Below are 18,270 nucleotides of genomic sequence, written 5' to 3' on the forward strand. Positions count from 1 at the left end.
AACAATTTGATAATCTTGACAACACAAAAACATAACAGGTCGCTAACATGAACTTTACAATGCGTGTCTTTCTTTGCACAAAAATAAATTAAACACAACACTGAAATGAAATTCAATTTAAAATTTCTATTAATCACATTATTTATCTGTACGATTTCTATCGCGCAAAACAAAGGTACGATTTCTGGTGTATTAACCGACAAAGAAACTAATAATGCAGCACTTCCTTTTGCAAACGTATTACTTAAAGGAACAAACATTAGTGCCAACACTGACATTGACGGAAAATATTCGTTAAGTGTAAATCCAGGAAATTATACTATTATCTTTAGTTTCGTTGGATACGAATCTGTAGAAAAACCAGTAACTGTAAAAGCAGGCGAAACTATCACTGTTGATCAGGTACTATCATCAGGAGGTTATACTCTTAAGGATGTTGTTGTAAAATCGACAGCAAACAGAGAAAAAGAAACTGCCTTATTACTTGAACAAAAAAATGCTGTAGTAATCAAACAAAGTATTGGTGCACAGGAAATGTCAAGAAAAGGCGTTAGCGATGTTGAAGAAGGTTTAACGAAAATTACCGGAATCACAAAAGTAGGCTCAAGAGGTTTATTCGTTCGTGGTCTTGAAGACAGATACAACAACTTATTAATTAACGATCTTGCTGCTCCAACAAATAATCCATTCCTTAAAATTATCCCTTTGGATTTATTTTCTACGGATGTTGTAGGTGTTATTGAAGTTTACAAAACATTTAGCCCAAATGTTTACGGAGATTTTGCAGGTGGAACATTTAATATCCAGACTTCAAAACCAACAAAAAGCATTACAAAAATTACTATAGGAACAAGCTTTCTTGCAAACAGTAACTTTAAAAGATTTTCTCTTTCTAAAGATGCTGATTCAGCAGAAGGTTTCTTCGGAATGACAGGCGACAACAGACAATTGCCTTCTTTATTAGGAGACACTCCGTCTGGCCACGTATTTACTCCTGAAGAATCTTTAAACTCTTTCAAAAGTGGTTTTGACGTTTCTTCTATAAGAACTCCTCTTAATATGAGTATCGGATTTTTACATGCAGAAAAATTTGATTTGAAAAAAGACAGAAGCCTTTCTTATATCTTCTCTTTAAATGCAGATAACAGTTATGCAATTCAAGAAGGAGTTGACAGAACTTTTGCTTACCAAAGTACAGGAATCAGCTATAAAACTGATTTTGTAACTACAGACAATCATTACAAAACTTCTTTGACTGGTTTATTAGGTTTAAACTATAACACTAACCGATTCAAATTAGCATACAACAGTCTTTTCATCAGAACGACTGACAACTTAATCAAAGATCAATTTGGTGTAGCAAATGCTGAAACAGGAACAGGAGCAAACAAAACGCTTATCCGTACAAACCAATTAGATCAGTCTGATTATTGGAACAACCAATTGTTAGGAGAATATGCAATCGCTGAAGATAAAAGCCAAACTGTAAAAGCTGGCGTATCTTATGCGGTAACAAAATACGATCAACCGGACAGAAAAGCATTCTCTGGTATTAAAACTGAAAATGATGGAATTATTGCTTCTATTGCCGGAAACAACTTTATCAAGCAATATTTAGAAATCACTGGTAACTCTTATTTATCTGGTTTAGCCGAATATAATTTAAAATTCGGATCTGAGAAAGGTCATAAATTAACAGTTGGTTACAACGGAAATGCATCAGACATGGAGTCTTCATACCGTTTTATTTCTCCAACGCCTGGTCCAAATATCGCTGCTCCGCTTAACAGTATCGATAATCAATTGAATACTTTTATCGCAAATGGTGATTTTTATTTCAAAGAAAGTTCTAATGCTACTTACAAAGCAATATTAAAAGAAGGTGCAAATGCAGGATACGCAAATTTACTTTACAAATTCAATGATAAACTTGAAGTAAATGGTGGTGTACGTGTTGAAAGCGCAAACAGAGAAACTAAATACAGAAACCAAGGTTCTTTTGATGATCCGTTTGTAACTTTAAATTATGACAAAGTATACTTCTTACCATCGTTAAATGCTAAATACGGTCTTACTGAAAAATCTAACATCCGTTTAGCTGGAGGTGTTACTTATACAAAACCAGTTATCATGGAAGCTTATCCTATCGAGTATGTTAATGCTGATGGAACTTCTATGAAAGGAAATCCATATTTGGTAAACAGTGACAATTACAATGTTGATTTTAAATATGAGCTTTTCCCAACAGCAAAAGAAATGTTTGCAGTAGGTATTTTCGGGAAACAAATGAAAAACCCAATCGAAAGAACTTTAACTGCTAATGCTGCAGGTTCTACAATCATTACGTACTTAAACTCAGACAATGCAGTTTTATATGGTGCGGAAATTGAATTTATTTATGACTTAGAGAGATTGACTAATACTTTTAAAAATTTCTCTTTAGGATTTAATACTTCATTAATGAGCACTAAAGCAGAAGTAAAACCTTTCATCACAAATCCTGACGGTAGTGTTACTGAATCTATAGAAACACACCGATCAAGAGATTTACAAGGTGCATCAAAATGGTTAATCAACTCTGATTTAAAATACCAATTTGACATCAACAAAAACTGGAGCAATACTGTATCATTAGTATACTCAGTATTCGGAAAAAGAATTTATGCGGTAGGAACAAACGGATTAGATCATATTTACGAACTTCCGGTAAGCCAATTAGATTTTGTTTGGAGCAGTAAATTATCAGAACATTTCGATTTGAAATTCACAGCAGACAACTTACTTGATCCAGCACGTCAATTTAAAATTGGAGATAACAGTGTAACTCCAGTTGTTGAAGATCCTTTGACAAGAAGCTACAAGAAAAGTAGAGGTTTCTCTTTAAGCTTAGGATATACATTTTAAGACTTTTGAACCCAAGAATACAAAGCCCTATTTCGATAGGGCTTTTTTTATGCAAATACTTAATATCTCTTAACATTAGCTTCACATTTTAGAGCTTTTATAATAACGGTATTGTAATACTTAGCTAACACACAAAAAGAATTCCTGTTCTAATTTTGTCTGCAAAGAAATCAACTATTAAACAACAATTATGAAAACTAAATTTTTCGCTTTAGCCCTTTCAATTGGCTTATTATTTTCATCATGTAGCAATGACAACGATCCTGCTCCATTTACAGTAGCTCCTTTAACAGGAACTGAAAGTGTTGTCGTTGGAGCAACTACAACATTCAGCAGTACAACAACAGGTGGTACTTATACAAGTGCTACTCCAGCAGTTGCAACTGTTGTACCTGCTACAGGAGTTATCACAGGGGTTTCTGTAGGTACTTCTGTTATTACTTATACTGTACAATCTGTATCTGTAACTAAAACGGTAACTGTAACTGCAGTTCCAGTTGCAACAGGAGAAATTACAGGTCCAATCACAGCTGATAAAACATATCCTTTAGGAAACTATACAATGAAAGGTATGGTAAAAGTAAATTCAGGTGTAACGTTGACTTTCGACGCTGGTTCTACTATTACTGTTGATAAAACTACTGGAGACAATGCATTAGTAGTATTAAACGGTGGTAAATTAGTAATCAATGGTACAGCTGACAAACCAGTTGTATTTACTGAGAAATCTAAAGTTCCAGGTTCATGGGGAGGTATCATCATGTACGGAGACGCTCCAATCAACGCTATTAAAGGTGTAAAAACTTCTACTTCTGAAGACGGAAATGCTTTACCTTACGGAGGAACAAATGCTGCTCACAACGGTGGTTCTTTGAAATATGTAAGAGTTGAGTACGCTGGTTCTAAATTAGCTGACGGAACAAAAGAATTAAACGGATTCTCTTTCTACTCTGTAGGATCAGGAACAACTTTAGATCACTTAGTATCTTACAAAGGTGCTGATGACGGATTCGAATTTTACGGAGGAACTGCAAGTTTAACAAATGCAATTTCTTATGACAATACAGATGACTCTTTTGACTGGCAAGATGGATGGCAAGGTCAATTAAGTACAAACTGGTATGCTCACCAAAGTGTAAAAGGAAACTTCGGTGTTGAAATCGAATCTTCTAAAAACAACAACGATTACTACCCTAAAGTTACAAACATTACTTTAAGAAGAGTAGCTGGTACTACACCAGAAGCTGTTGGAGATGTTCAGGTTGATGCTTTCCAATTCAAAAATGACGGAAACGGTGATTTCAGCAACATTATCATCGATGGTTACGGTGATTATACTGAAGGAACTACAGTTTTCACAGGAGCAGCAGTAAAAATTCAAGATGCTTCTACAAATACTAACCAAGTAAATGGTGGTAAAATCAAAATTAACAAAGTTAAAATCGTTAATACTTCTAAAAACATCTTAGGTGTAGTAGTAGCTCCATGGGATGGTGTTGTAACTTTCCCAGCAGCAAACTTCACAATCGATGCTACTGCAACAGGAGCTTCATTAACAGCTGGTGCTTGGGCAACAGTAAACGGAGTTGACTTGACTAAATAACAGTTAGTTAAAACATAAATGTTAAAAACATCCTAATATATTAGGATGTTTTTTTTTGGCGTAATTTTTGTAATTTTTTTTGTATATTTACTTATCCAAACAAGTGCGATGGCAAAAAACTACTTTTATATTACATTCTTATTGGCTTTTTTCTTTACTGTAAGTGCTTCAGCACAGGACAGTAAACAATTACCAAAACCTCAGGAAACAACTTCCATTGAGGGTCTAAGCTTGTACCCTAACCCAGTGTTAAACGGAAAAGTATACATTACATCAAAAAATGATCTTGAAAAAGAAATAATCATTTTTGACATTCTGGGCAAAAAAGTACTTCAGACACATCTTAGTTCAAAAGAGCTAAATGTTTCAGATTTGGTCCCTGGCGTTTATATCATAAAAATAAGCGAAGAAAATGCATCCGCAACCCGAAAGCTCATCATTCGGTAAAATATAGAAAAAAGCTCCTTTATGGAGCTTTTTTTAGTTTTCAGTCGCAGTGTACAGTCGCAGTCGCAGTGTTCGGTTTTCAGTTTACACACTTTGCCGAAAACTGTGACTGAAAACTGCGACTAAAGACTAAAAACAATATCTTTGCACAAAAAAAGTTTTGATTACAGCCAGCGATATATTTACCATTTCGAGTCAGAAACAATTTGAAAAAATAGCACTAAAAGTGTTCCGTTTTCAGCACGAGAACAATAAAGTATATCGTGACTTTTGTGATTATTTAAACGTAAATCCGCAACACGTAAAATCGCTGCAGCAAATTCCTTTTTTACCTATTCAGTTTTTCAAAAGCCATGAAGTGGTTTCTAATTCTGATTTACCGCAAGTTACTTTCACAAGCAGCGGAACAACAGGAATGATTACCAGCCGACATTTGGTTACCGATGCTTCTCTTTATGAAGAAAGTTATCGTCAAGGCTTTTCGCAATTTTATGGCAATATCGAAGATTATGTCGTTTTAGCCCTTTTACCGTCTTATCTCGAGCGCGATGGCTCTTCGTTAATTTACATGGTCGAAGATCTCATAAAACTCTCGAATCAGCCTGAAAGCGGGTTTTATTTACACAATCATGACGACTTAATTAAAAAACTAACCGAATTAGACGAATCCGGCCAAAATGTAATTTTAATTGGCGTTACGTATGCTTTGTTGGATTTAATTGAAAAACACCAATTCAACCTTCAAAATACCATTATTATGGAAACGGGCGGAATGAAAGGCAAACGCAAAGAAATGATTCGCGAAGAACTTCACGAACTACTTTGCAAAGGTTTTGGCGTAAATTCGATTCATTCAGAATACGGTATGACCGAACTTTTAGCGCAAGCTTATTCATTAGGCGACGGTGTGTTTGAATGCACTTCCTGGATGAATATTCTGGTTCGCGATCCTGAAGATGCTTTGACTTATGTAGCCGATGGAAAAACAGGCGGAATTAATGTGATCGATTTGGCTAATATCAATTCCTGTTCTTTTATCGCTACACAGGATTTAGGCAAAAAAAATCCCAACAACTCTTTCGAGGTATTGGGACGTTTTGATAATTCTGACATTCGTGGTTGTAATTTGATGGTTCTTTAATGTTTAATCGTTGATTTGTTAAGTCGTTTAATCGTGTTCAAACTCGATTAAACAATTAACCGATTAAACAGTTCTAATCACAAAATAGTTTTTCTTTCCACTTTGTAATAACACAAATTGATTATTGATTAAATCATTTGCCGTTAAAACAAAATCTTCTTTTATTTTTTCTCGGTTTACCGAAATAGAATTTGCTGTTAAAGCACGTCTTGCTTCTCCGTTAGATTTAAAGAAACCTGTTTTTTCATTCAAAACAGTAATAATATCCAATCCGTTTTCTAAATCCGCTTTTGCAATTTCAGCTTGCGGAACTCCATCAAAAACTTCTAAGAAAGTCTTTTCATCCAATTTCTTCAAATCGTCTGCAGTAGAATTTCCAAATAAGATATTTGAAGCCTGAATTGCTTTTTCCAACTCTTCTTTACTATGAACAAAAATCGTAATTTCTTCTGCTAATTTCTTTTGTAAAACTCTTAAATGCGGAGCTGCCTGATGTTCTGCAATCAGAGCATCAATTGTTTCTTTATCTAAGAAAGTAAAGATTTTAATGTGTTTTTCAGCATCAGCGTCTGTAGCATTTACCCAAAACTGGTAAAATTTGTAAACCGAAGTTTTATCGGCGTCAAGCCAAACATTTCCACCTTCTGATTTTCCAAATTTAGATCCGTCTGCTTTTGTAATTAATGGAGTTGTCAATGCAAAAGCTTTTGCATTTTCTCCACCCATTCTGCGTACTAATTCCGTACCTGTGGTAATATTTCCCCACTGGTCAGAACCTCCCATTTGCAAAAGGCAGTTATTGTTTTTATATAAATGATAAAAATCGTATCCCTGAATTAATTGATAGGTAAATTCTGTGAAAGACATTCCTTCACCTTCTCCGTTAATTCTTTTTTTAACTGAGTCCTTCGCCATCATATAATTTACCGTGATTCGTTTTCCAACTTCACGTGCAAAATCAATAAACGAGAATTCCTTCATCCAGTCATAGTTGTTCACCATAATTGGACCATTTGGTTCTTTTGAATTAAAGTCTAAGAAGCGAGACAGAACACTTTTGATTCCGGCAACATTTTTAGCCAAAGTTTCTTCGTTCAACAGATTTCTTTCGTCAGATTTTCCAGAAGGATCACCAATCATTCCGGTCGCGCCGCCTACAAGAGCAACTGGCTGATGACCAAAATTCTTTAAATGAACCAATAAAATAATCTGAACCATACTGCCAATATGCAGCGAATCTGCCGTTGGATCAAAACCAATATAAGCCGATGTTACCTCTTTTAGCAATTGTTCTTCCGTTCCTGGCATGCTATCATGGTACAAACCGCGCCATTTTAATTCTTCAACTAGATTCTTCATTTTTATAATATTTTGCGCAAATATAATCAATGGCAATGGCAATATCAAAAAGTTATGCCACTAAGGCGCAAAGACACAAATATTATAAAAAAAACAAAAACTTTGCGCCTTTACGCCTTAGTCGTAAAAACAAAAAAACCTTTGCAACTTTGAACCTCTGCCTCTTTGCCACTTTACAACAAAAACTTATATTTACAAAATGGTATTAGTAACTGGAGGAACAGGTTTAGTAGGCTCGCATTTATTACTTCATCTCATTGAAAATGGAGAAAATGTCCGGGCTATTTACCGCACTCAAAGCAACATTCAAAAAGCAAAATCGGTTTTTGAACTTTATAAAAAAGGCAATTTATTTGAAAAAATAGAATGGCTTGAAGCCGATATTCTGGACGTACCTTCACTTGAACTTGCTTTTATCGACATTGATTACGTTTATCATTGTGCAGCATTAATTTCATTTGACCCGAAAGATGAAGATGCATTACGAAAAACCAACATTGAAGGCACGGCCAATATGGTTAATTTTTCGATTGCCAAAGAAATAAAAAAATTCTGTTTTGTAAGTTCCATCGCAGCTTTAGGTGATTTAGCTCCACACGAAAATATCATTACCGAAGAAACCGACTGGAATCCTGAAAAACCGCACAGCGATTATGCGATTTCTAAATATGGCGCCGAAATGGAAGTCTGGCGCGCTGTTCAGGAAGGTTTGGATATTGTAATTATAAATCCAGGCGTAATTCTGGGACCAATTCCGAAAACAAAAAATGCGCAACAAGGAAGCGCCGAATTATATGTAAAAGTAGCCAATGGACTTCCGTTTTACACACTCGGAAGTACTGGTTTTATCACGGTTGACGATGTTGTAAAAACTGCCATTCAATTAATGAAAAGCGACATCAAAAATGAGCGCTTTACTTTGATTGCAGAAAACGTAGTTTTTAAAGACATTTTGAATACAATCGCAACGGTTTTAAAAGTTAAAAAACCACACCTTCATGCGAAACCCTTTTTGATGAATTTTCTATGGATGGCCGATGCAGTATTTTCTACTTTATTTTTCCAAAAAAGGCGTCTGACAAAAGCAACCGCAAAATCATCTTACACCAAAGCTTTGTATTCTAATGAAAAAATAAAAACCGCTCTAGGAACGGTTTTTATGGATGTACACCAATATGTGCACAATATCTCAAGATTGTAAATCTACCTATTTGTATGCATTGCCCTTCTGATCGAATCAAGATTTATTGAACTCGATTTTTTCACCTCATTTAATTTTGGTGCAGGACTTTCGTTTGGTTTCTTATTTTTATTCGCTTTTGCCGCTTTCTTCTCTTCAATTTTCACGATAGAATCTGTTGCTCGTTGTTGTACAGCAATTCTTTTGCTCACTTCATCAAACATATCTTTATAAGTATTATAATCGGCAGCGTAGTAAATATTGCTTTGTGCAAACTGAAGACTATCTACTTTATATTTCTTTAAAATAAACTTCTTCGGATTTGCATCAACTGAATCTAATGAAAGTGGATTTTGGTATCGCATCGCCTCAAGAATAGCCAAATCATACATAATATCAACCATCTTTCCTTTTTCAATAAGTTTTTTAGGCTCTTTTACAAGCTCCTTTTTACAACTTACTGAAAGCAGCACAACTAATATTATTAATACAAAATTCTTCATTTCAGCTTTTTATCTATCAAACAATAATCTTTTCCCGGCGCGGATATCTTTTACTTTAAAGTTATTGTAAACCATTTCTCCATTCACAAAAGTATGCGTAATTCTCGATTTAAAAGCCATATTTTCAAATGGAGACCAGCCACATTTGTATAAAATATTATCTGAATTTACACTCCAAGGCAAACTCGGATTTACAATTACCAAATCGGCATAATAACCTTCTTTGATAAAACCTCTTTTTTCGATTTTGAAAATTTTAGCTGGATTGTGACACATTTTTTCCACAATTTTCTCCACGCTAATTTTCCCCTGATGATGCGCTTCAAACATTGCCACTACTGCATGTTGTACAAGCGGACCTCCAGAAGGCGCTTTCAAATACGATTGTTGTTTTTCTTCTTTTGTATGCGGCGCATGATCAGTTGCAATAACATCAATTCGGCCGTCATTCAAAGCTTTCCAAAGTTCAGCACGATCTTCAGCGGTTTTAACAGCCGGATTCCATTTTATGAAATTCCCTTTTGTTTTATAATCTTCATCCGTAAACCATAAATGGTGCACACAAACTTCAGCAGTAATTTTTTTATCTTCTAACGGAATTTTATTGGTAAACAATTCCATTTCTTTCGCAGTCGAAAGATGAAAAATATGAAGTCTTGCCCCAGTTCTTTTCGCCAAAGCCACAGCTTTTGAAGACGAAATATAACAAGCTTCTGCACTACGTATTAAATGATGCGCCGTTACCGGAACATCTTCTCCATATTGCTCTTTAAAAGCAGCAAGATTATTCTGAATGGTAGTTTCATCTTCGCAATGAACCGCAATTAACATTGGTGTACTTGAGAAAATCTTCTCTAAAGTTTCTTCTCTGTCAACCAACATATTTCCGGTTGAAGAACCTAGAAATATTTTAATTCCCGCAACATTCTTTGGATTTGTTTTTAAAACTTCTTCCAAATTGTCATTCGTTGCTCCCATCATAAACGAGTAATTCGCGAATGATTTTTGAGCTGCAATTTGATATTTTTCTTCTAATATTTCCTGAGTAACCGCATTCGGAACTGTATTTGGCTGTTCGATAAAAGAAGTAATTCCTCCAGCCACAGCCGCTCTCGATTCTGATTCTATATCACCTTTATGAGTTAGTCCAGGCTCTCTAAAATGTACCTGATCATCAATCGCACCCGGAATCAAATAATTCCCTTCGGCATCAATTACTTTGCAATCTGAGGTTTTCAAACTAATACTATCAGAAACCTCAACGATTAGGTCGTTTTCAATCAAAACATCTCCTTCAAAAATAGACCCTTCGTTTACAATTTTAGCATTTTTGATTAAAATCCTGTTCATCGTATATTTTTTATAATGTATTGAATAATTTTTTAAGTCGCAGCGAAATCACACCCAGAATTGCTTCTTTGATAATTGCATTACTCATTTTCGAAACTCCCTTAGTTCTGTCCGTAAAAATAATCGGCACTTCACTTATTTCAAATTTACCACAATATGTTCTATATTTCATTTCAATTTGAAATGCATACCCGACAAATTTTATTTTATTCAGATTTATTTTTTCTAAAACTTCTCTTTTATAACAAACAAATCCGGCAGTAGCGTCATGAATTTTCATTCCGGTAATAAATTTCACATATACCGAAGCAAAATAAGACATCAGCACACGGCTCAATGGCCAGTTTACCACATTTACACCTTTTACATAACGTGATCCAACAGCCAAATCTGCGCCACCAAAATGGCAGGCATCATATAATTTCTCTAAGTCATTGGGGTTATGTGAAAAGTCGGCATCCATTTCGAAAATAAAATCATAGTTGCGCTGCAAAGCCCATTTAAAACCATGAACATAGGCCGTTCCTAAACCAGATTTTTTCTCTCTTTTTTCTAAAAACAATCTTCCAGGATATTCTTCCTGCAATGCAATCACCTTATTTGCAGTTCGATCCGGTGAATTATCATCAATAATTAAAAGATGAAAAGGCTTATGTTGCGAAAGAACAGCTCGAACTATACTTTCTATATTCTCAATTTCGTTATAAGTGGGAATTATGACAATACTATCATTCATTTTCTTGGGTAATTTCATCGCAAAAGTAAACTTTTTATAGCATTTGATTCATAATAAATTTATAATAAAAGTATTGAGACAAAAAATTACTAATTTTGTAGCGTTATGATTGAACATCTCCACCCCAGAATCCTCGAAAATAAAGATTGGGCCACACTTTTGTTTGTGCTCACCTTTGCCGTTGTTGCCATGACAAAATCAGCTTATGAAACACGATTTAGTGAATTTAGCAAACTAATTTTTTCAGACAAATACGCCAAAATCTATCGCGATAACAATAATTTAAAAAGCAGCTTTACAGTTGGTTTGTTTTTTGTGCAAGTTGTTTCGTTTGCTTTTTTCATTCAGCTTACGATGCACATTTTCGGATACGCCTCAAAAACCGACTGGGTTTTATTTATTCAGATCGCAACTTTCCTGCTTTATTTTATTCTGGCGAAATATTTAATAGAAAAAATTGTAGCAACTTCTTTCAATATTGATGAGTTTGTCGATCTTTTTAACCTTCAAAAAGTAACTTATAGAACCTATATTGGCGTTTTAATCCTTCCTATCAATGCCGTTTTGTTCTATTACGAAGGAATTCCAAAAAGTATACCACTTGCAATCATAGGCATTTCGCTGTGTATCAGCTTATACTCTTATTTTATTTCAATTAAAACGTATCAAAATGCAATAATCGGCAAGTTATTTTATTTTATTTTATATCTTTGCGCTCTTGAAATAGCCCCTTATTATTTTCTTTATTATTGGTTAACAAAAGGGAGTGCTTAGAAAATGTTTATAATATGAAAGTGAAAACAATTTTGGTGTCACAGCCTGAACCTAAAGTGGAGAATTCTCCTTACTTTGAGCTCCAACAAAAACACAAAATAAAAATTGATTTCAGACCATTTATTCATGTGGAAGGGGTTAGCGCAAAAGAGATTCGATTACAAAAAATCGATCTTAATCATTACACTGCGATCATTTTAACAAGTCGAAATGCTGTAGATCATTTTTTTAGAGTGGCTGATGAAATGCGTTACAAAGTTCCTGAAGGATTGAAATATTTCTGTCAATCTGAAGCTGTAGCATTTTATCTGCAAAAATATGTTGTGTACAGAAAACGTAAAATTTACGTTGGAGCAAAAGATTTTGCAGACTTATCTCCGCTAATCAAAAAGTACAAAGACGAGAAGTTTTTACTTCCGGCATCTGACCAATTAAATGCAGATGCACCTGTTACACTAAACAACTTAAAAGTTGATTGGGCACAGGCTATTTTTTACAGAACTGTAATGAGCGATTTGTCTGATTTGGCAGATGTTTATTATGATGTTTTAGCATTTTTTAGCCCAACAGGAATTAAATCTTTGTTTAAAAACTTCCCTGATTTTAAACAAAACAACACCAGAATCGCTGTATTTGGAAGCACAACTCAAAAAGAAGCTTTGGATCATGGTTTAAGAATTGATATTCTTGCTCCAACACCTGAAACTCCTTCAATGACAATGGCTTTAGAAAAATACATCGCCGAAGCAAACAAAGGAAAATAACCTAAGAATAAAAATATACTCCCGAAGTCTCGGGATTAAAATCCAAATTCCAACTAATCACTGGGATTTGGATTTTTTGTTTTTAATCAGTTCGTTGCTCTATTTGCTTTAAATTGGAATTTGGAATTTCCCTTTTCTGTAATTTTCTATTTCAGAGCATTTTAATTACATTTGCTTTCTATTTACAACTCAAAATGCAAAAAATAGTTTCAAATTTTAAGTTATGAAAATCAATTCCCTAATAATTGAAATTGACGGTATCGATAAAGAAATACTTCGCTACTTAATGGATGATGCCCGAAAACCAATTTTGCAGATTGCTAATAAAATTGGAATTTCTGGAGCCGCTATTCACCAGCGATTAAAAAAACTGGAACAATCCGGCGTTATTTCAGGATCTAAGTTTACAGTAAATCCGAAAGTTTTAGGTTATAATACCATGGCGTTTGTGGGTGTTTATCTGGACAAAGCTTCCCGAAACTCCGAAGCCGTAAAAGATCTAAGAAAAATCCCTGAAGTTTTAGAATGCCATTACACAACAGGAAACTGGTCCGTTTTGATTAAAATAATCTGTCGCGATAATGAACATTTAATGCAGCTTTTAAATACTAAAATTCAGGCTATTGAAGGAGTTTCAAGAACGGAAACCTTTATTTCATTGGATCAGCAGATTGATAGACAGATTCAGCTTTAGAATTAGAGAATGTGGCAATTTGATAATTCAAACACTTATTATTATAAACTGGACTGAAGTCCAGCTCTACAATATAATTTGTTCCTTCGGAACTATAAATAGCCTGTATTCGATCAAATTTGTGGGCCGGATTTTAATTGGTTTAATTTCAGAATAAATAAACAAAACCCGACAAGTTTTAAAACCTGTCGGGTTTGCTATAAATTATCTAATTTTCTAATTATCTCAATTTCCTAATTAATTTCTCCTGCTTCCGGAATAAATCGAGATATAGTACAACAACGTCGCAATCGAACCAATTGCAGCTACAACATACGTTCTTGCAGCCCACTTTAAGGCATCTTTTGCTCCGGCTTGTTCTTGTTGTGTCAACATATGTTTATTTTCAAGCCAGGCCAAAGCACGATTACTTGCATCATATTCAACTGGCAATGTAATGATAGAAAACAAAGTTGTTGCTGCAAAAATGACAATCCCAATTAATAATAACTGCGGAAAAACCTTTATCATAAGAATTCCGGCTATTAAAATCCATTGTACATAGTTAGACGCAACACTTACAATTGGCACTAATTTAGAACGCATTGTAAGCCATTCGTAACCAATTGCATGTTGTACCGCGTGCCCACATTCGTGTGCGGCAACCGCTGCAGCTGCAGCATTTCTATGATTATAAACTGCCTCACTTAAATTTACCGTTTTGTCTGACGGATTATAATGATCCGTTAACTGACCCGGAGTCGATATAACACGAACGTCCGTAATTCCGTTATCGGCTAACATTTTTTCAGCGATTTCTCTACCGCTCATTCCGTTTCGCAATTGCAGTTTAGAATATAATTCAAATTTACTTTTTAGTTTTGCACTTACCAGCCAGCTAAATAACATTATAGCTCCGGCAATTATTAAATATCCACTTCCCATAGTATTACTTTTTGATTGATTTTTAAAGTTACAAAACCAATCGCAAATTACGAACCATTTTAACAAAATGACATTTTGACATTAAATTTGAAATTCCAAATCTGAAAATCCCAATTTCCAATTTTAGGGTCATTTTTTACCGCAAAGTGTGCAAAAGTGTTTTATTCACAAAGTTTTTCCACAATCTTGCCATCCTTCCCTCTTCCAGATAACAAACAAAAAAAAATCCCAAACCCCAATCGTAAAATTGGAATTTGGAATTTTTATATATTGAAACTTTAAAATTACTAACCTACAAGGTTTATAATTTTTCCAGGAACGATAATCACTTTATTTGGTGTTCTGCCGTCTAATTGTTTCTGTGTTCTTTCGTCTTTCATAACGATTTCTTCGATTTGTGCTGCGGTTAAATCCAAAGGCAATTCGATTGTGAAACGCATTTTTCCGTTGAAAGAAACTGGATATTCTTTATTTGTTTCCACTAAATGACTTGCCTCAAAAATTGGGAACGCTACTTCTGAAATTGAAGTTGTATGTCCTAACTGCGACCATAATTCTTCAGCAATATGTGGCGCATAAGGCGAAACCAAAATTGCTAACGGTTCTAAAATCGCTCTAGAATGACAGTTTTGAGAAGACAATTCATTCACACAAATCATAAACTGTGAAACCGAAGTATTGAAAGAGAAACTCTCGATATCTTCTGCTACTTTTTTGATTGTTTTATGCAATGACTTCAAGTTGTCTTTTGTTGGTTCGTCGTTGTTTACGATTAAACCGTTATCATCAAAATACAATCTCCATAATTTTTTCAAGAAACCAAATACACCAGAAATCCCAGCAGTATTCCAAGGTTTTGCCTGCTCTAACGGACCTAAGAACATTTCATACAAACGTAATGTATCTGCTCCGTATTCATTACAAATATCATCCGGCGTAACTACATTATAGTATGATTTCGACATTTTTTCAACTTCACGACCTACAATGTATTTTCCGTTTTCGTCTAAAATAAATTCTGCCGTATTGAAATCTTCTCTCCAAGCTTTGAACTTTTCGATATTTAATTCATCCGAAGAATTAACAAAATGAACATCAACGCGAATTGGCTGTACATTTTGACCTTCAATTTTATTTTTAGACACAAAAGTATTTGTTCCATCTAATCTGTAAACGTAAGCCGTTGTACCCAAAATCATTCCCTGATTAATCAGTTTTTTGAATGGTTCTTCGGTTGGAGCAAAACCTTTATCTTTTAAGAATTTGTTCCAGAAACGAGAATATAATAAGTGACCTGTTGCGTGTTCGCTTCCACCAATGTATAAATCTACATTTTCCCAATAAGCCAAAGCTTCTTTACTTGCAAATTCATTTTCATTGTGCGCATCCATATAACGCATCCAATACCATGAACTTCCCGCCCACCCTGGCATTGTATTCAATTCCAAAGGAAAAACTGAAACATTGTCAACTAAATCTGTATCGACAACTTTATTTTGTTTTGTGTCCCAAGCCCAAACTGCTGCGTTTCCTAAAGGTGGCAAACCATCTTCGGTTGGCAAATATTTTTCCACTTCTGGAAGAATAATTGGCAAATGCTGTGCGTCAATCATTTTTGGTAATCCGTTTACATAATAAACTGGAAACGGTTCACCCCAATAACGTTGACGAGAGAAAACAGCATCACGCAAACGGTAATTTGTTTTACCAATTCCCTGACCTATTTTTTGCAATTCGCTAATCGCTGCGTGCGTTGCATTTTTATAATTTAATCCGTTTAAGAAATCAGAATTTGCGATTTCAACGTTATCTTTTGAACCGTGCGCCGCTTCAGAAATATCAACATTTGCGAAGATATTTTTGATTTCCTGCATTCCGTTTTGACCTTTAAAGAAATTAGCAAAAGCGTAATCTCTTTCGTCTCCACAAGGAACCGCCATTACAGCACCAGTTCCGTAACCAGCCAAAACATAATCACCAATCCAAACCGGAATAGCTTCTTTTGTAAATGGATGTTCAGCATAAGCACCTGTAAATACTCCCGAAATGGTTTTTACATCGGCCATACGCTCACGCTCAGAACGTTTTGCTGTTTTTTCGATATACGCTTCCACAGCTTCTTTTTGTTCCGGAGTTGTAATTTTAGCAACCAAATCATGTTCTGGTGCCAAAGTCATAAAAGTAACTCCAAAAATAGTATCAGGACGAGTCGTGAAAACCTCGATTACTTCATCATGATTTTTCACATTAAAAGTCACCAAAGCACCAACCGATTTCCCAATCCAGTTTCTTTGAGATTCTTTTATTGACTCGCTCCAATCGATATCATTTAGACCTTGAAGCAAGCGTTCGGCATAAGCAGAAATTCGCATACTCCATTGTGTCATTTTTTTTCTTATAACAGGGAAGCCTCCACGTTCTGAAACTCCGTTCACAATTTCGTCATTTGCCAAAACAGTTCCTAAGCCAGGACACCAGTTTACTTCGGTTTCTGCCAAATACGTCATTCTGTATTGCAACAAAATTTTCTCTTTTTGATCTTCAGAATAAGCGTTCCATTCTTCAGCAGTAAAAATGGCTACGTTGTCATCGCAAACTGCTTCAACTAGTTTGTTTCCTTCTTCTTCAAAAACTTTTACAAGCTCAGCAATATCAAAAGCTTTTCCTTGTTTTCTGCAATACCAAGAATTGAACAATTGGATAAAAATCCATTGTGTGTGTTTATAATAATCTGGATTTGACGTACGAACTTCACGCGCCCAGTCAAATGAGAATCCAATTTTATCTAATTGTTTTCTGTAACCCGCAATTTGTTTTCCTTCTTTGTCAACGCCACCGTCAATATTTACACGCGTTGTATCTTCTGGACGCTGTCCTGTCTGAATCGCATATTGTTCTGCCGGTAATCCGAAACTATCGTAACCCATTGGATGCAAAACATTGAAACCTTGATGTCTTTTGAAACGAGAATACACATCTGAAGCTATATAACCCAGCGGGTGCCCAACGTGTAATCCTGCTCCAGATGGATAAGGAAACATATCGAGAACATAATGTTTCGGTTTTTCAGAGTTATTTTTTGCTGCAAAAGTTTGATTTTCTGCCCAATATTTTTGCCATTTGGCGTCAATTTCGTTTGGATTGTATTTCATCTTAAAGGTTCAAAGTTGCAAAGTGACAAAGGTTCAAAGGTTTTATCACTTAATGAATTATGCCGCAAATTTACATTTATTGTTTCTTGTTGCAAAGCTATTTCATTGACAAACAAATAAAATAACAAAATACTTATTTTTAATTACGTAAAAATACTTATGTTTGTAGTTAAAATACGTAAATGGATTATTTTTTAAAGCTTACTTTTCGATTATAGAAGAATATTTTTACATTAAAAAGAATTATTTTTACAAAGTCATTAAAAGGATTAAATGAGTAACGATAAAAAATATTCAATTGAGGTACGTGTTTGGATTGAAGAAACCGAAGGCGCTTTTCTTGGAATTGGAAAAATCTGGCTTTTAGAAAATATTCAGAAAACGGGTTCTATTACAAATGCCGCAAAAGAAATGAAAATGGCTTATAGACAAGCCTGGCAATTGGTTGAAGAAATGAATCAGCGCGCCGAAAGTCCGCTAGTTGAAAAACTTCTGGGTGGAAAAGGCGGAGGCGGTGCAAAACTGACTGAAGCCGGTGAAAAAGCAATTGCAGTTTTTTACGAAGTTGAAAAACGTATTAAAGAATTTGCTCAGAAAGAAACTCAAAATTTGAAGTTTTAAAAATATATTTAAACACATAGAAACATAGCTTTAGTAATCGTAAAAAGGCGTTTCACTTAATTAAATACACATAGCAAATCTATGTTTTAGAAACTGGTTTCTTTTTCATCATCTTTTT

The 18,270-nt window shown here is 34.7% G+C and carries 15 protein-coding genes; 9 read left to right on the forward strand and 6 right to left on the reverse strand.

Features of this window, described 5'->3' with window-relative positions:
* The first annotated feature begins 105 nt into the window (after positions 1 to 105).
* The 4 genes from BD847_RS06140 to BD847_RS06155 all read left to right on the forward strand — a co-directional run bounded on the left by BD847_RS06140 (position 106) and on the right by BD847_RS06155 (position 6,095).
* Positions 106 to 2,904 carry a TonB-dependent receptor gene (locus tag BD847_RS06140; RefSeq protein ID WP_115887427.1) on the forward strand — a complete coding sequence of 933 codons (2,799 nt, stop codon included), beginning with the start codon at positions 106 to 108 and terminating at the stop codon, positions 2,902 to 2,904.
* 190 nt (positions 2,905 to 3,094) lie between these two features.
* Positions 3,095 to 4,507, forward strand: a complete 1,413-nt coding sequence (locus BD847_RS06145) for a hypothetical protein (protein ID WP_208641789.1) — start codon at positions 3,095 to 3,097, stop codon at positions 4,505 to 4,507.
* Between the two features lie 108 nt (positions 4,508 to 4,615).
* Positions 4,616 to 4,954, forward strand: coding sequence for a T9SS type A sorting domain-containing protein (locus tag BD847_RS06150; protein ID WP_115888320.1), 339 nt, complete (start codon positions 4,616 to 4,618; stop codon positions 4,952 to 4,954).
* A 160-nt stretch (positions 4,955 to 5,114) separates the two neighbouring features.
* The gene (locus tag BD847_RS06155) at positions 5,115 to 6,095 is read left to right on the forward strand and encodes a LuxE/PaaK family acyltransferase (protein WP_115887428.1); all 981 of its coding nucleotides are present in this window, start codon (positions 5,115 to 5,117) and stop codon (positions 6,093 to 6,095) included.
* 63 nt (positions 6,096 to 6,158) lie between these two features.
* On the opposite strand, the gene tyrS is transcribed toward BD847_RS06155, so the two are convergent.
* A complete protein-coding gene (tyrS, locus tag BD847_RS06160; protein WP_115887429.1) occupies positions 6,159 to 7,454 on the reverse strand; it encodes a tyrosine--tRNA ligase in 1,296 nt (431 codons plus the stop codon).
* Between the two features lie 199 nt (positions 7,455 to 7,653).
* Here tyrS and BD847_RS06170 point away from each other — a divergent pair, with 199 nt between their 5' ends.
* The gene (locus BD847_RS06170) at positions 7,654 to 8,655 is read left to right on the forward strand and encodes an NAD-dependent epimerase/dehydratase family protein (RefSeq protein ID WP_115887431.1); all 1,002 of its coding nucleotides are present in this window, start codon (positions 7,654 to 7,656) and stop codon (positions 8,653 to 8,655) included.
* A gap of 2 nt (positions 8,656 to 8,657) precedes the next feature.
* Here BD847_RS06170 and BD847_RS06175 read toward each other — a convergent pair whose 3' ends face one another.
* The 3 genes from BD847_RS06175 to BD847_RS06185 are packed head-to-tail and all read right to left on the reverse strand — an operon-like array spanning position 8,658 to position 11,223.
* Complete coding sequence (locus BD847_RS06175; RefSeq protein ID WP_115887432.1) at positions 8,658 to 9,137, reverse strand: DUF4296 domain-containing protein; 480 nt, start codon at positions 9,135 to 9,137, stop codon at positions 8,658 to 8,660.
* Positions 9,138 to 9,146: 9 nt separating this feature from the next.
* Complete coding sequence (locus tag BD847_RS06180; RefSeq protein WP_115887433.1) at positions 9,147 to 10,487, reverse strand: dihydroorotase; 1,341 nt, start codon at positions 10,485 to 10,487, stop codon at positions 9,147 to 9,149.
* Between the two features lie 10 nt (positions 10,488 to 10,497).
* Positions 10,498 to 11,223, reverse strand: a complete 726-nt coding sequence (locus BD847_RS06185; protein ID WP_115887434.1) for a polyprenol monophosphomannose synthase — start codon at positions 11,221 to 11,223, stop codon at positions 10,498 to 10,500.
* 105 nt (positions 11,224 to 11,328) lie between these two features.
* Between BD847_RS06185 and BD847_RS06190 the strand changes: the two genes are divergently transcribed.
* The 3 genes from BD847_RS06190 to BD847_RS06200 all read left to right on the forward strand — a co-directional run bounded on the left by BD847_RS06190 (position 11,329) and on the right by BD847_RS06200 (position 13,455).
* A complete protein-coding gene (locus BD847_RS06190) occupies positions 11,329 to 11,997 on the forward strand; it encodes a DUF4271 domain-containing protein (protein WP_115887435.1) in 669 nt (222 codons plus the stop codon).
* A gap of 14 nt (positions 11,998 to 12,011) precedes the next feature.
* Positions 12,012 to 12,761, forward strand: coding sequence for a uroporphyrinogen-III synthase (locus BD847_RS06195; RefSeq protein ID WP_035653304.1), 750 nt, complete (start codon positions 12,012 to 12,014; stop codon positions 12,759 to 12,761).
* 223 nt (positions 12,762 to 12,984) lie between these two features.
* Positions 12,985 to 13,455, forward strand: a complete 471-nt coding sequence (locus BD847_RS06200) for an Lrp/AsnC family transcriptional regulator (protein ID WP_115887436.1) — start codon at positions 12,985 to 12,987, stop codon at positions 13,453 to 13,455.
* A gap of 237 nt (positions 13,456 to 13,692) precedes the next feature.
* On the opposite strand, the gene BD847_RS06205 is transcribed toward BD847_RS06200, so the two are convergent.
* Positions 13,693 to 14,379: a zinc metallopeptidase gene (locus tag BD847_RS06205; RefSeq protein WP_115887437.1), complete on the reverse strand. Its 687-nt coding sequence runs from the start codon at positions 14,377 to 14,379 to the stop codon at positions 13,693 to 13,695.
* A 287-nt stretch (positions 14,380 to 14,666) separates the two neighbouring features.
* Entirely contained in the window at positions 14,667 to 17,531 is a 2,865-nt protein-coding gene (leuS, locus tag BD847_RS06210; protein ID WP_115887438.1) for a leucine--tRNA ligase, read from the reverse strand.
* Between the two features lie 273 nt (positions 17,532 to 17,804).
* On the opposite strand from leuS, the gene BD847_RS06215 reads away from it, so the two are divergent.
* Positions 17,805 to 18,152, forward strand: a complete 348-nt coding sequence (locus BD847_RS06215; protein WP_115887439.1) for a winged helix-turn-helix domain-containing protein — start codon at positions 17,805 to 17,807, stop codon at positions 18,150 to 18,152.
* Positions 18,153 to 18,270 lie beyond the last annotated feature (118 nt).

This window comes from Flavobacterium cutihirudinis, assembly GCF_003385895.1.
Classification (GTDB): Bacteria; Bacteroidota; Bacteroidia; order Flavobacteriales; family Flavobacteriaceae; genus Flavobacterium; species Flavobacterium cutihirudinis.

What these genes read in the sequence shown, in the direction of transcription:
- BD847_RS06140 (WP_115887427.1), top strand. Translation starts at nt 106, where the DNA reads ATGAAATTCAATTTAAAATTTCTATTAATCACATTATTTATCTGTACG.
- BD847_RS06145 (WP_208641789.1), top strand. Translation starts at nt 3,095, where the DNA reads ATGAAAACTAAATTTTTCGCTTTAGCCCTTTCAATTGGCTTATTATTT.
- BD847_RS06150 (WP_115888320.1), top strand. Translation starts at nt 4,616, where the DNA reads ATGGCAAAAAACTACTTTTATATTACATTCTTATTGGCTTTTTTCTTT.
- tyrS (WP_115887429.1), bottom strand. Translation starts at nt 7,454, where the DNA reads ATGAAGAATCTAGTTGAAGAATTAAAATGGCGCGGTTTGTACCATGAT.
- BD847_RS06170 (WP_115887431.1), top strand. Translation starts at nt 7,654, where the DNA reads ATGGTATTAGTAACTGGAGGAACAGGTTTAGTAGGCTCGCATTTATTA.
- BD847_RS06175 (WP_115887432.1), bottom strand. Translation starts at nt 9,137, where the DNA reads ATGAAGAATTTTGTATTAATAATATTAGTTGTGCTGCTTTCAGTAAGT.
- BD847_RS06180 (WP_115887433.1), bottom strand. Translation starts at nt 10,487, where the DNA reads ATGAACAGGATTTTAATCAAAAATGCTAAAATTGTAAACGAAGGGTCT.
- BD847_RS06185 (WP_115887434.1), bottom strand. Translation starts at nt 11,223, where the DNA reads ATGAATGATAGTATTGTCATAATTCCCACTTATAACGAAATTGAGAAT.
- BD847_RS06190 (WP_115887435.1), top strand. Translation starts at nt 11,329, where the DNA reads ATGATTGAACATCTCCACCCCAGAATCCTCGAAAATAAAGATTGGGCC.
- BD847_RS06195 (WP_035653304.1), top strand. Translation starts at nt 12,012, where the DNA reads ATGAAAGTGAAAACAATTTTGGTGTCACAGCCTGAACCTAAAGTGGAG.
- BD847_RS06200 (WP_115887436.1), top strand. Translation starts at nt 12,985, where the DNA reads ATGAAAATCAATTCCCTAATAATTGAAATTGACGGTATCGATAAAGAA.
- BD847_RS06205 (WP_115887437.1), bottom strand. Translation starts at nt 14,379, where the DNA reads ATGGGAAGTGGATATTTAATAATTGCCGGAGCTATAATGTTATTTAGC.
- leuS (WP_115887438.1), bottom strand. Translation starts at nt 17,531, where the DNA reads ATGAAATACAATCCAAACGAAATTGACGCCAAATGGCAAAAATATTGG.
- BD847_RS06215 (WP_115887439.1), top strand. Translation starts at nt 17,805, where the DNA reads ATGAGTAACGATAAAAAATATTCAATTGAGGTACGTGTTTGGATTGAA.